The sequence below is a fragment of the Bradyrhizobium sp. 61 genome, assembly GCF_023073075.1.
Classification (GTDB): Bacteria; Pseudomonadota; Alphaproteobacteria; order Rhizobiales; family Xanthobacteraceae; genus Bradyrhizobium; species Bradyrhizobium barranii.
Window position 1 is genome coordinate 165,770 of sequence record NZ_JADPIU010000103.1, and the last position, 13,471, is coordinate 179,240.

Below are 13,471 nucleotides of genomic sequence, written 5' to 3' on the forward strand. Positions count from 1 at the left end.
CGCATCAACATGGGGCAGCCTCGTTCGGATCGCGGTCTCGGCATTGCCCTCGTCATCGCTGCCGCAGTTGCCTGGAGCACGGCGCCGTTCTTCACGCGCCTCTTGCCGTTCGACCCCTGGACCATCCTGTTCTGGCGAGGCCTGTTCGCGGGCAGCCTGATCACGGTCTTTCTCGTCGTGATGCAGGGTCGCGCTGCGCTGTGGCAATTGGTCGTGCCGGGGAAGGGCGGCCTGCTCGTCGCGTCCTTGTCCGCGGTCGGCATGGTCTCGTTCATTCCCGCGCTTCAGATGACCAAGGTCATGAACGTCGCCGTGCTGATTGCCACCCAGCCCTTCATCGCGGCCGCGCTGGCATGGCTGTGGCTCGGCGAAGCCGCGACGTGGCGTACGCTGACCGCGAGCCTGATTGCCTTTGCCGGCGTCGTCATCACGGTCGGCGGTGTGCAAGCCGGCGCCGATCTCGGCGGCGTCGCGCTGAGCTGCCTGATGGTGCTTGCCATCTCCGCCATGACCGTCGTGGTCCGGCGCCATCGCGAGACGTCGATGGTGGCCGCGGCCGCGCTGTCGAACTTCATGGGGAGCCTCGTCAGTCTTCCCTTTGCCCACGACATCGCCCATGTCGGCGGCAATGGCCTTGCGATCCTCGCGATGTTCGGCTGCCTCCAGGTCGCGCTCGGCCTGACCTTCTACATGCTCGGCTCGCGCTTGCTGCCATCAGGGCAAGCTTCCCTGATCGCGACGCTGGAAACGCCGCTGATGCCGTTCTGGATCTGGGTCGCCTTCCGGGAGTTGCCCGCCGTGCATGCGCTCATTGGCGGCGCGCTGGTGATCGGAGCGGTTGTCGCCGATATTGCCGGTGACGCTCGCTCGCGGCGCCCCTCCTGAACAGCGTTGTCGGAAATCGGGTGGCGGCCTGTCTTGCGCCGTCCTAGGCGGCAGGCTCGGCCGCCGAGGTGAAGCACATGTCCCCGAACGATAACAGGATCGATGCGCGAGACTGGTCGCTGCTCGCGGTGCTCTCGGTTCTCTGGGGCGGATCGTTCTTCTTCAATGGTGCGGCGCTGCGGGAATTGCCGCCGTTGACGCTGGTGTTCCTGCGCGTCGCGCTTGGGGCGGCCATTCTCCTGCCGTTGCTCCGGATGCAGGGCATCGGTCTTCCCAAGGGCATGGCGGGCTGGAAGCCGTTCGTCGCGATCGGGCTGCTCAACAATGTCATCCCGTTCTCGCTGATCGTGCTCGGACAGACCTTCATCCCGAGCGGACTGGCCTCGATCCTGAACGCGACCACGCCGCTCTTCACGGTGATGGTGATGGCGGCGGCCGGCGAAGAGGCCCTGCAGATGCGTCGGGTGGCCGGCGTGGCGCTCGGCCTCGCCGGCGTCATCATCCTGCGCGGATGGGGCATCGAAACGAGGCCGGGGCAGGGGCTCGGCATCCTGCTCTGCCTGGGCGGCGCGTTCAGCTATGGCTTTGCGGCGCTGGCCGCGCGGAGGCTGCTGAAGGACGCGCCTCCGCTGGGAACGGCGACGTTTCAGCTGATGGCGTCGACTGTGATGATGGCGGTCGTCGCCGGAGCTGTGGAGCAGCCGTGGCACCTTTCGATGCCGGGTCTCACGACCTGGCTCGCGGTGCTTGGCCTGGCCGCCCTATCTACGGCGCTCGCCTACATCGTCTTCTTTCAGATCATTCGGCGTTCGGGCGCGACCAACGTGATGCTGGTGACTCTGCTCATTCCCGTCACCGCCATCCTGCTGGGATGGCTGGTGCTGGGTGAGCCGATCTCCGCGCGCGAGATCGCGGGCGCCATCGTCATCGGTAGCGCATTGCTCGTGATCGACGGGCGCGCACTGAGACTGCTGCGGCGCACCGCGTAAGTTCCGGGTCCGTCGTTTCACGGCGCGGAAAATCGCGGCGCTTGCCAGCGGCGAACGGCCTTGCGACACTCTCCGCAAAACAAGACTACAAAACATAGGGGAGAGAACGATGCCGGGTCGTCGCGAAAGCCTTGCTGCCCTCGCCATTCTTGCTGCCGGCGTGCTCGTCTCGGCACCGGCTCTGGCGCAGAAGAAATACGATCCCGGCGCCACCGACACCGAAGTCAAAATCGGCAACATTATGCCCTATAGCGGGCCGGCGTCGTCCTATGGCGTGATCGGCAAAACCGAGGCCGCCTATTTCAGGATGATCAACGACCAGGGCGGAATCAACGACCGCAAGATCAACTTCATCAGCTATGACGACGCCTATTCGCCGCCGAAAGCGATCGAGCAGGCGCGCAAGCTGGTCGAGAGCGACGAGGTGCTGCTGATCTTCCAGCCGCTCGGCACGCCCTCGAACTCGGCGATCATGAAATACATGAACGCCAAGAAGGTGCCGCAGCTGTTCGTCGCCTCCGGCGGTACCAAGTTCGGGGACCCCAAGAATTTCCCGTGGACCATGGGTTTCCAGCCGAACTACCAGAGCGAGGGGCGGATCTACGCAAAGTACATCCGCGATCATTTCCCCAACAGCAGGATCGCCGTGTTCTGGCAGAACGACGACGCCGGCAAGGACCAGTTCAAGGGCCTGAAGGACGGGCTCGGCGACAAGGCCGGCATGATCATCGCCGACAAGTCCTATGAGGTCAGCGATCCCTCGATCGACTCGCAGATCGTGGCGCTGCATGACTCGGGCGCCGACATCTTCTTCTCATGGGCCGCCCCGAAGGGATCGGCGCAGGCAATCCGGAAGGTCGGAGAGCTCGGCTGGAAACCAAAATTCTTCCTCGCCAATACCGCGACCTCGGTCGCCTCGGTGCTCAAGCCCGCCGGGCTCGACTATTCCAAGGATATCATCTCGACCGTCTATCTGAAGGATCCGACCGACCCGACCTGGGACAAGGACCCGGCGGTGGTGAAGTGGCGCGAATTCATGGACAAATATTATCCCGATGGCGACAAGGCCAACGCCAACAACATCTACGGCTATGTGCAGGCCGAGGCGATGGCGCAGGTGTTGAAGCAGTGCGGTGACAATCTCACCCGTGAGAACGTGATGAAGCAGGCCACTAGCCTGAAGAATTTCCACACTGATCTGATGCTGCCAGGCATCATGGTCAACACCTCCACCGACGACTATTTCCCGATCGAGCAGATGCAGTTGATGCGCTTCAACGGGCAGGCCTGGGAGCTGTTCGGCGACGTCATCACCGGCGAGGTCGGCCACGAGCGGAGTCCGTAGTTCGGTTGTATGTGACCAACAGCGGTCGCGGTGTCCAACTCCGCTAAAGAAATGTCCTCCCGGGTGTGTTCTACTTCACATTGCAGCCGGGTCGGCCCAGCGTAGTCTTCCCTATTGTTCGGGCACCTGTGTCGACGCGCGCTGCGTCTCCACGATGTCCCTGATCTGAATTGTGCCCTGCCTCGGCGAGGGCAGAGCCATTCATGCAAGCGTCGCCTGCTATGTGGGAGCGCGTAACATGGACATCATTGAAGCGATCGTTACGAAGAGCCAATGGATTATTGCGATCTTGGCACTCTTTGTCGTTGCCTGGGCTCGCTTCAACTCTCCGCCCACCAATCGGTCCGGTACGACCTTCGCGCTGTTCTTCTGGGGGGTGATATTCTACTACGCCCTGATGATACCGCTCTGGCTGGTCGTCATGATCGGACTCGTCCAGGGCAGCATCGGGTTCGACTTCATCGTCGGCCAGGTGAAGGCGGTAGATCCAAAGGCGCAGGCGCAACTGGCTCAATATGCTCCGATCGTGGCCGTGCTCATCATCGTCGTCGCTTCGCAATTCCGGCAGGTGGCACGGATCGACCGGGCCGCGCGCGCATTTTGTGTCAGATTGGCCGCCATTCCGCGTGAAGCCGACCGACTCGCATTTGAACTCGCGCAAACCACGGGTTTCGTCCCGCGCGACGACCTTCGAAGCAAGGTGACCAAAATCGTTTCGGAGAATATCGGTCCGCAAGCGTTGAGTTTCAGCAGGGACGGTACTCTTCCCGACCGCTTCACAAGAGCCATCGGCCTTTACAACCTGTTCGTCGGACCCCGGCAGAATGCCGCGGCACTCGACTTCACCGGAAATGGCTATGGCCGATCCGCCTACGCCATGATCATGCAATTGGGCGACGCGGTGGCGGCTCGTGCGGATGCCCGTTACGAAGAGATGATGCACGCCGGTCTTGCCTTTTTCACGTCGTCGCTTCCAACCCCGGAATTGAAGGACGCTTTGAACCGCAACATTGCTGAGGTCACCAACCTCACTTGCGGCCTCGTGTCTCGCTATGTCCTGTTTTGCGAACGGACCCATAGCGGCCGATTGCAGCGGCTAGCGAGGATGGGCTTCGCCTACAGTCCGGGGCCGACCTTTGGGCTGGATCAATGGGCGACAACGATCTTCCTCGTGACGGCCTGGAGCATTGGCATGATGGTGTTCATGCCGGGAACACTTCCGATCGACGTCGGCAAGGTGCTGACGATTGCGGTCACGTTCGGCGCTTCGATCGGCTTCGCAGTCCTGGGCGCGATCGTCGTGGCGCAACGCTTCATCGGACGCAAGGAAGGCAACACACCCGGATATCCGCCTATCGCCGAGTTGGTTGTCGCCGGTCTCGTCGTCGTGGGGCTGTCGATTGGGCTCCGGATCGGCATTCCACTAGTGTCCGCCCTGATGCAGGGAGGAGGATATCAGGACGTTCTTAGGCAGTTCATCGAGCGGCTATACGGCGTCATCACGCCTTTCATCTGTACGATTTCCCTCGGGCTCATTTGTTCCTACATGGGATGTTCGCGGATGAGCTGGTACCGCGTGGCGGCCCTCGGGGCTCTCGCGAACGGCGCCGCGCTGACCTGTGCGGGGTGGCTGGTCGCGCATATGATCGGCCAGCAAGTACTGGCTCTGTTCTATGTACATCCGCAGGATGCGATCCAACTGGTGGCGTTAAGCACTGGCTTAACCGGCTTCATCGTCGGCGGCATGGTCCTCGCGGTCTTCAATGAGTCCGAGCGCATACGCAACGTCACTGCTGAGCGGATAGCCACCAGTCCGCACAAGGGGTTTCCATTGCACGATGCGCCGTCGATTGCCGGCGGACTCGAACCTCCGCCAGTGACGTCTAGGTTCGACGTCGCCGATGATCTTGGCTACCGCGATCGCGCAGGAGTGGAGACCTTCGAGGGGGATTACGTCTGCTTCAGGCCCGCGTTCTCCAACCCCGAGATCATTAGTGCCTACATCATCGGCATTCATTGGGACGAAACCGAGTCCTGTCTCATGTTCGAGGAACGCGAACGTGTTGATGCCGGGCACACGCAGAGGGGCCGTGTCTACATCCCGGATGGACGCCCGTTCCTGAACTTCGTCACCCTCGAGAAGGGAGCGATACGTCTGATCATGGTGTCACGTCCCGATAAGAGAAACGAGCCCGCACGCGGTCTGATCACGACGCTGTCCAATCCCGGTGGCGCCCAGTTTACACCGGCGAGCGCTCCGATCGTTCTCAGGCGTGTGGTCGATCACACGCTTCAACTCGGCTTCATTCGGCCGGGAGCGCTCAGCTACGAAAGCTATCGCCGCGAACTCGAAATGGTGGTGCCCGATTTCGGCGTCTTTGCGTTGGCTCCCCCCCAGGTGGCTTGCGTGGCGGCGGAGTAAAAGGCCTAGTCGGCGCTGAGCCGCACGCCGGCGCGCAGAAATTTCTGCGAATCGACCGCTTCACCCTCGATGCGGGTCTCATAATGCAAATGCGGTCCGGCTTTCGCTTTCAGCACCATGCCGCCGGCGACGCCGACGCCGAGCACATACATCCACCCCGCGTGGAAGTCGAACAAATGCGAGTTCAGAAGTGAGCTCGCGATGTTCTGCACCACGGCGACGAGCCCGATCCAGGCCGCAAGGCCTTCGCCCAGGAACAGGCGAAGGTGGGCGATCCACATGGTGTAGAGCAGGACGACGCCGAGTACGCCCCATTGCATCGCGACATTGAGGGTCTGGTTGTGGGGATTGCTGACGATCTCCGCATCGAGGCTGCTTCCACCGGTGGCGGCGCGCTCGAACTGGCGCTTGATCGACCCGGTGCCGTGACCGGTCAGGGGTGCCTCGCCAAAGGCGTGAAGCGCCTTGCGCCAATAGGTCAGGCGTTGGGCGGTCGAGGCTCGGCTGATGTCCTCGTGGCCGTGGCGGTATTCCACGGCGATGTCCGCAATGCGGTGGCGCAGATAGGGCGAGGTCGTCCAGGCCAGTGTGCTCGCGGCTATCGTGCCCGCGAGCAGGACCAGCGCCGCGCGCCGGCTCAAATGCCTCCAGGCGAACAGTCCGAGCAGCACCGCGATGCACAGCAGCGCCGTGCGGGCGGAGGCGACGAACACCATGTTGGTCACGAACAGCAGGATCAATGCCAGACAGATGGCTGTCGCAACCACGTTTCCGCGGCGCCAGAAAGTCAACGCGGGCAGCGCGAGCGCAAAGGCGCACAGCGTGAATTCCTGGCTCTGGTCGATGTAGTCCTTGACGGGAACACCGGCTGACGCGGTCGCGGTGAGTTTCCAGGCGGGATCGTGCAGCACGATCCAGGAATAGACGGCAAGCAGCGCGCAGGACGCGAGAAAGCCAAGGAAAACCCAGAAACCGCGTTTGGATCGGCTGAAGTGATAGAGCAGTGCTGGAGTGAGCACGAGCTTTGCGACCGGCTTGATCGCATGCAACCGGTCGGCCCACGCGCCGTCCGACCAGAGCGTGCCGAGAAGCGCGAGCAGCAGGAAGGCAAAGGGCAGGGCGAACGCAGGCCGTGCGAGCTGGCGTCCATAGTCGCGCCAGTCGATGGTCGGCGTCACCACCAGCAGCCAGAGCCCGACGAAGATCGAAGGCGCTGTGGTCGACCAGGGCAGCGACGCCGCGACCAGCACAGCGAGCCCATCGGCGACCCCGATCAGAGCTGGCGATTTGCCCATGGTTTGCCATCGGGCGCGCAACGCTTGTCGACCGGCCGGTCCGGGCCATTCCGCGGTTTCAGCAGTCATGTGCAACGACGCTTATTGCGCGGCGGCCAGGCTTTCCCGGGGCATCTCATGCCCGAGGAAGTCGCGCGCCTGGGTCTCGTAGCCGAAGCGCTCGGCGAGCTCGTGTCTCCTTGCGCGGATGCGGCCGCGGCATTCCTCCTGCCGCGTCAGCACACGGGTGATTGAAGCTGCGATCGCCTCGGTCGAGAAGGGGTCGAAATAGTCGGCGAGCTCGCCCGCGACTTCACGGAACACCGCGATATCGGAGCACAGCACCGGCGTGTTCGCGGCCAGTGCCTCGATGATCGGTATGCCGAAGCCTTCGGCCAGGCTCGGCATGATCAGCCCGTGCGCCTCCGCGATCATGGCGGCCTTTTCATGCTCGTCGACATAGCCGGCGAAGCGGACATTTGGCGGCAGGTTGCGCATCCGGCTGATCTGGCCTGCATGACCGATCACCACGAGATCGGCCTGAGGGACGTTGCGGAAAGCACGAATGACGGTGGCGACGTTCTTGCGCGGTTCGTTCGACACGATGATGACGAAGTTCGGCCGCCCCGGACGCCCCGACAGGGCTGGGAGGTGGAGGACATCCGGGGCGTCGAACCGGGTGCGGGGATACACGACCCGCGCCGGCAGGTGCGCAAATTGCGGCAACAGTTCCCTGAACCGCATCATGCTATAGTTTGAAACGAAGGCGAGCTCGTCAGCCTGGCGCAGGCTGGTGCCGATCCGCGCCAGGAACTGGCGCGTGGCGATGTCGCTGAGTTTGAGGTCGGTGAGCGGCAGCAAATCGTGGACGATGCAGATCACCTTGGCGTTCGGCTTGCGCCTGATCGCGACCCGCGTCGGGGTGTCCACAACGATGAGATCATAGTCACGCGCATCGATCCGCGGCGGTGGCAGCAGGAAGAAGGCCGAGGAGTCCTGATAGTTGAAGAATCCGGGCTCGAGCTGGAATTCGCTGAACAGTTCGAGATGGCGCATATCCGGCGGAATGTATTCGAGCGCGGCGGGCCGGTTCTCGATCAGCCGGGCGTGCAGGCCAAGCAGGCCGATCGCGCGCAGGAGGCAGAGGATATTGTCCCGCGACAGCAGCATGGTGGCCTTGTGGCGGAGCCAGTCGAACCTGCGACGCGCGCCGCTGAGCATCACCGGCCCGCTCACGTTGACCTCGTCGAGGAAGCGATAAAGAGCGAGCAGCTCGATGTTGCGCGACTGCGCCGGAAACAGCTTCGTGCGTCGCTCGCGCCGACATAGCTTACGGTAACGCTTCGAGGTTTCCACCAGCAAAGTGAGTTCGTGGCCTTCCGACGCGAGCGACCGTACCAATTCCCGGGTGAAGTGGAAGATGCCGCGCTTGTGATTGGGTTGTCCGAGCGACTCGGACACGACCAGGATGTTCTGTTTCATGCGCGTTTCTCTCGGAGCTCAAAGGTGTGCGTGACGGGCGGCTCGACCGCGATGGTCGAGGCGATGCGGCCGTGATCGAGGTTGATGATGCTGGAGCAGGTGCGGCGCAGCAGCGGCAGGTCGTGCGAGGCGATGATCACGATCGCCGCCTGCGAGACCAGGTTTCGCAGCCGCCTCTCGGCCTTCTCCGCAAAATGCTCGTCGACGACGCTGAGCCATTCGTCGAGCAGCAGGATGTCGGCCGGGAAAGCGGTGGCGGTCGCGAACAACACCCGCATCAGCATGCCCGAGGAGAACATCCGCAAGGGCAGGCGCTGCATGCGCGCTTCGAGCTCGGTGAAGGCCCAGATCTCGTCGATCACGCTGCGTGTGGGCTTGCGACCGCTGATCCGCAGCAGCAGCGCGATGTTGTCCTCCGCCACGAAGTCCAGATTGACCCCGGCGTTCAGGCCGAGCAGGGGTACGACGTTGCCCCGGATCGTGACGCGGCCACTGCTCGGCGGATAGACACCGGCGATCAGGCGCAGCAGCGTCGACTTGCCGGAGCCGTTGGGCCCGGCAAGCCCGATACGGGCGCCGGCTTCGGCCTCGATCGAGACGTTGTCGACGGCGCGGATGATCCGCATCTCGCCCGGTTCGCGGATGAGGTGGCCGAGCAGTCGCCGCTTCAGCGAGAAGTCGTAGGCGCCGTAGAGTGGATAGTCGAGACAGACGTCGTGCAGGCTGATCGAGACCATGGGTCAAATCCAGAATGCGGCTTTGCGCAGGTGGACCAGCGTCAGCACGCTCGCAAAGATCAGCAGCGCCAGCGTGATGAGGACGTAGACGATGCTGGCGGGATCGATATGGCCGCCTGCAAGTGGCTCGCGCCACACCGCGAACAGATGCGTTAGCGGATTGAGCCGCATCACCGTCGAGCGGTGATTGATCATCTCGGCGGACCAGATCACGGGCGAGGCGAGGAAGGCGAGCATCAGCGTGGATTCGATGATCGGCTTGAGGTCGCGATAGCGCGTTGCCGTCGCGCCGAGGACGAGGCTCAAGGCGAAGGTACAGGCTATGAACAGCAGCAGGCCGGGCAGCGCCGCCAGCGCGTGAGAGAGGTCGTGGGGCGAGAGGATCAGCCACAGCACCAGCGGCACGCAGGCGTTATGCAGCGCGAACAGCGCCTGGCGGAAGGTGCATTGCAGCAGGAAGATCACCGGCGGCAGCGCTCGGTCGCGGATCAGGCTCGCGGAATGCTGAAGCGCCGTGGTCGCATCGAGCACGACGCTGTTGAGGAAGGTCCAGGCCGTCATCGACAGCGCCAGCATCGGCAGGCGCGCCAGCATGTCGGCGTTCGACATCTGGCCGATCACCGAGCCCAATACTGCGACCACGATCGCCATCTGAAGCGACATCCAGAACGGGCCGAGCAGCGAACGCACGTAGCGGTGGCGCATGTCCGACCAGGCCAGTGCGGCCGCGATCCGGACGGTGTCCAGCCAGCCGGTCGCCTGCGGCGGCTCGGCGGCGGTTGCGGGTTCCTTGCACGACGCGGTGACGGCGTCGCGGTAGACGGCCTGCATGCCTTCCCTGAAGGCTGGGGCGGAATAGCGGGTGAGGGCGCGCGTCCGGGCTGACAGTCCCATGCGGCGGCGGCGCTCGGGATCGCTGATCAGCGTGTCGATGGCATCGCCGAGCTTTTCGGCATCGCCCGGCGGCACCGTGATCGCCTCCATGCCATGGCGGGCGACGCGCGGCACCGCGGTGTCGAGCGCCGTGTTCACGACAGGGCGGCCGGCGGCCATGGCCTCGAGCTGGACCAGGCCAAAGGTCTCGGCATTGGTGACCGACGGCATGACGAAGACGTCGGACAGGCACATCAGCTTGATGCGCTCGCTGTCGTTCACCGAGCCGAGCAGGCGGACGTGGTCACCGAGGCCGAGCTCGCGGATCAGCTGCTCGAGCCGCGGACGCTCGGTGCCTTCGCCGATGATCCAGACCTCGAACTTGCGGTTGACCGCGGCGCGGATCAGGACGTCGAAGCCCTTGTAGGGCACGAGCCGGCCGCAGGCGAGCACGAGCCGGCCGCGATCGTTCACGTGGTGCGGCTCGATCTTCGGCCAGTCGTAACCCGCGGTGTCGATGCCGAACGGCACGACGTGGCATTTGTCGATGAATTCCCGCAGCAACGGCGTGTTCTCGATCAGCGCATGGTCCGAGACGATGATCGCTGTCGCCCGGCGCAGTGTCCGCCGCATCAACGGTTCGATGAACCAGCGCAGGCCGGCATGGGTGACGATGTCGGCATGCCAGTGCACCACCAGCGGCCGATTGGCGCCGAAGCCGAAGGCGAAAACGAGGTCGGCGAGCGGGAAGGGGGCATGGAGCGCCAGCAAATCGTGCTCGGCAATCTTGCGCCAGAGTCGCCAGGGATAAGTAGGAGCGGCGGGAAGCGACAGGACATTGCCGAAGGAGCGGACGCGCTCGACCGGCACGTCATTGACGACGATCTCGCGCCGCTCGGCCGATTGCGAGCAGACCAGCACGGCGGAGGCGAAGCTGTCCTTCAGGCTCGCGCAGATGTCGCGGATCACCGTCAGCGTGCCGCCGAACAGGTCGGGATAATAGATCTTGAAGATGTGCAGCACCGACGGGCGGCGCGGAGTTTCGCTGGTGTGATGCATGATGGTGTCAGCCTGCGAGAAGGGCTGCGACGAATGGTGCGGCCAGCACCGAGATGAAGATCACGCCGCGCAACAGCGCCGGCAGCATCGGCTCGATTGCGCCGTGCCCCCAGTCAGGAGCCGGCACAGCACGCAGTGAGTTGGAATTGCGGACCAAGCGGTCAGCCATGGGTGTGAGTCCCTTTACGTCGCGCCCTCAGTGGCGTCTCGTGTATGTGGGAAAATTTACCACGTCAATCAGAAAGTGAGAAAAAGTGGGATTGTGTCCCACGCGGGGCGCGGGTACAATTCAGACATGAATGCCAAGTCCGGGTCCAAAGCAGCGGCTCCGCAGCCGACCGCCGCGAAGCTGCACGCGCCGCTGGCGCGGCTGCTGCGCCCGCTCGTGCGGCTCTGCATTCGCAGCGGCATGACTTTTCCGGCATTGGCGCAATTGCTTCGCGAGCTGTTCGTCAACGTCGCCGAGCACGATTTTGCGCTGGAGGGGAAGGAGCAGACCGACAGCCGTGTCAGCCTGCTCACCGGGATCCATCGCAAGGAGGTGGCGCGGCTGCGCGGTGCCGGCGCGCCGGTGCACGAGGCGCCGGCCGCGGTGTCGCTGACGAGCGCCGTGATCGCGCGCTGGCTTGCCGCGCCCGAATTCACCGATGCGAAGGGCGAGCCGTTGGCGTTGCCGCGCACGGCCGAGGGCGATGCGCCGTCGTTCGAGCAGCTGGTCGCCTCCGTCACCAAGGACGTGCGGCCGCGCGCGGTGCTCGACGAATGGGTCGACCGCAAGCTCGTCACCATCAACGATTCCGACGAGATCGAGCTGGTCGAGGCGGCCTTCGTCCCGAGCGGCGAGGACGACAGCAAATGGCACTATCTCGGCCGCAATCTGCACGACCATATCGCGGCCGCCGCGCAGAACGTCTCAGGCGCGGCGCCGCGCTTCCTCGAGCGCGCGGTGCACTACAACAACATTTCGCCGAAGCTTGCCAAGCGCCTCGAGGCACGCTCGCGCGAGCTCGCGATGGACGCGCTGAAGACCGCCAACCGCGAGGCCAACCGCGCGCTCGGCAAGGACAAGGGCGGTGACGCTCGCTGGAATTTCGGCATCTACATCTACAGCGAAGATGCAGATGGCGAGGGAGAGGCCAAGGAAGGCGGCAAGGACAGCAGCAAGGAAAGCGGCAAGGAGGGTGGTTCTTCATGAGCCGGCCGCCGCTGATCTCACGCCGTCTGCTGCTGACAGGATTTTGGCTCGCCGGTACGGCGATGGCCCACGCACAGGTCAAGCGCGGCACCGATCAGGGCATCGGCGGCACCGGAATCAGGCGCGGTGACGACCACGGCATCGGCGGCACCGGCATCGTCGGCGTGATCCAGCGGTTTGGCAGCATCTACGTCAACGGCGAGCGCGTCACTTATGCGAGCGACGTGCCGGTCCGGATCGACGGCGAGGCCGCGAGCCCCAAGGCTCTGCGCATCGGCCAGCTTGCGCGCGTGGTCGCGACCCGTCAGGCCGACGGCACGCTCGTGACGCGCAACATCGCGATCGCGAGCGAGGTCGCAGGTCCGATCGAAGCCGTGAAGGGCAACGAGCTGACGGTGCTCGGCCAGAAGATCGTCACAAGCGACAAGGAGAGCAAGCTCCGTGCGGGCACGCAGGTGGCCGTCTATGGCCTGCGCCGGACCGACGGCGTGATCGTCGCAAGCCTGATCGAGCCGCGGCGCGAGGCGACCGAGCGTGTCACCGGTCTCGTCGAGCGCGGGCCTGACGGCTTGCATATTGGCGGGCTGAGGCTGACCGGGGTCGATCCACTGCTGGTTGGCCAGCGCGCCCAGATCGAGGGCCGTTCAAGCCAGGGCACGATGCAGGCCGCGCGCACGCGCATCGACGACTTCTCGGATCTCGTCGGCGCAAGCCGCCTCTCGATCGAGGCCTATGTGCAACGCGTGGGATCGAACCTCCAGCTCGGCTCCGGCTTCGTGGCTCGTGACGGTTCACGCTTCGGCCCGGCCGCCGGCGAGGCCCGCATGGTGGTCAACGGCGTGTTCGATCGCTCACGCGGCTTCCAGGTGGAGTCGGCTCAGGCCATCGGCCAGGGGCCGGGAGCACCTCCATCCGGTGGCGGCAATCCCAATCGGTCGCCCGGCGGCTCGATCCTGCATCCGAACCGCAGCGCCACTACTCCGAGCGGCGGCCAGCCCGGCGCGCCCGGTGGTGGACCTGCTCCGGGATCTGGCCCTGGACCTGGCCCAAGTGCGAATCCCGGCTCCGCGCCGACGGGCCCGAGCGGCCCGTCAGGCCCCGGCGGATTTGGTTCGCCCGGCGGCGGGCCCACGGGACCCGGCGGTGGAATGGGCGGTGGCGGCTTCGGAGGTCCAGGAGGCGGGATGGGCGGCGGCCGGCGGTAGGCGCG

11 protein-coding genes are annotated in these 13,471 nt (G+C 64.5%); 6 read left to right on the forward strand and 5 right to left on the reverse strand.

All coding sequences use genetic code 11. The features are described from left to right. Positions 1 to 9: 9 nt before the first annotated feature. From IVB46_RS40375 to IVB46_RS40390, 4 genes are all read left to right on the forward strand, one after another. The gene (locus tag IVB46_RS40375) at positions 10 to 885 is read left to right on the forward strand and encodes a DMT family transporter (protein ID WP_247310803.1); all 876 of its coding nucleotides are present in this window, start codon (positions 10 to 12) and stop codon (positions 883 to 885) included. A gap of 77 nt (positions 886 to 962) precedes the next feature. Next, a complete protein-coding gene (locus IVB46_RS40380) occupies positions 963 to 1,874 on the forward strand; it encodes a DMT family transporter (RefSeq protein WP_247345387.1) in 912 nt (303 codons plus the stop codon). Between the two features lie 109 nt (positions 1,875 to 1,983). Next, entirely contained in the window at positions 1,984 to 3,219 is a 1,236-nt protein-coding gene (locus IVB46_RS40385) for an ABC transporter substrate-binding protein (protein ID WP_247310797.1), read from the forward strand. A 238-nt stretch (positions 3,220 to 3,457) separates the two neighbouring features. Next, entirely contained in the window at positions 3,458 to 5,641 is a 2,184-nt protein-coding gene (locus IVB46_RS40390; RefSeq protein ID WP_247310794.1) for a hypothetical protein, read from the forward strand. Between the two features lie 5 nt (positions 5,642 to 5,646). Here IVB46_RS40390 and IVB46_RS40395 read toward each other — a convergent pair whose 3' ends face one another. Genes IVB46_RS40395 through IVB46_RS40415 form a run of 5 tightly spaced genes read right to left on the reverse strand, consistent with a single transcriptional unit; the run spans position 5,647 to position 11,235 of the window. Then, positions 5,647 to 7,005, reverse strand: coding sequence for an O-antigen ligase family protein (locus IVB46_RS40395; RefSeq protein WP_247310792.1), 1,359 nt, complete (start codon positions 7,003 to 7,005; stop codon positions 5,647 to 5,649). A gap of 12 nt (positions 7,006 to 7,017) precedes the next feature. Then, positions 7,018 to 8,397 (reverse strand): glycosyltransferase family 1 protein, encoded by a 1,380-nt coding sequence (locus tag IVB46_RS40400; protein WP_247310788.1) that lies wholly within the window; start codon positions 8,395 to 8,397, stop codon positions 7,018 to 7,020. Continuing rightward, on the reverse strand, positions 8,394 to 9,134 hold the full coding sequence (locus IVB46_RS40405; RefSeq protein ID WP_247310785.1) for an ABC transporter ATP-binding protein: 741 nt from the start codon (positions 9,132 to 9,134) through the stop codon (positions 8,394 to 8,396). The genes IVB46_RS40400 and IVB46_RS40405 overlap by 4 nt, the downstream gene beginning before the upstream one ends. A 3-nt stretch (positions 9,135 to 9,137) precedes the next feature. Next, positions 9,138 to 11,066 (reverse strand): glycosyltransferase, encoded by a 1,929-nt coding sequence (locus IVB46_RS40410; RefSeq protein ID WP_247345390.1) that lies wholly within the window; start codon positions 11,064 to 11,066, stop codon positions 9,138 to 9,140. 7 nt (positions 11,067 to 11,073) lie between these two features. Next, positions 11,074 to 11,235 (reverse strand): hypothetical protein, encoded by a 162-nt coding sequence (locus tag IVB46_RS40415; RefSeq protein WP_014495568.1) that lies wholly within the window; start codon positions 11,233 to 11,235, stop codon positions 11,074 to 11,076. 126 nt (positions 11,236 to 11,361) lie between these two features. Between IVB46_RS40415 and IVB46_RS40420 the strand changes: the two genes are divergently transcribed. Both IVB46_RS40420 and IVB46_RS40425 read left to right on the forward strand, forming a co-directional pair. Further along, positions 11,362 to 12,261 carry a DUF6502 family protein gene (locus tag IVB46_RS40420; protein WP_247310779.1) on the forward strand — a complete coding sequence of 300 codons (900 nt, stop codon included), beginning with the start codon at positions 11,362 to 11,364 and terminating at the stop codon, positions 12,259 to 12,261. Further along, on the forward strand, positions 12,258 to 13,466 hold the full coding sequence (locus IVB46_RS40425) for a DUF5666 domain-containing protein (protein ID WP_247310775.1): 1,209 nt from the start codon (positions 12,258 to 12,260) through the stop codon (positions 13,464 to 13,466). The genes IVB46_RS40420 and IVB46_RS40425 overlap by 4 nt, the downstream gene beginning before the upstream one ends. Positions 13,467 to 13,471: the final 5 nt, after the last annotated feature.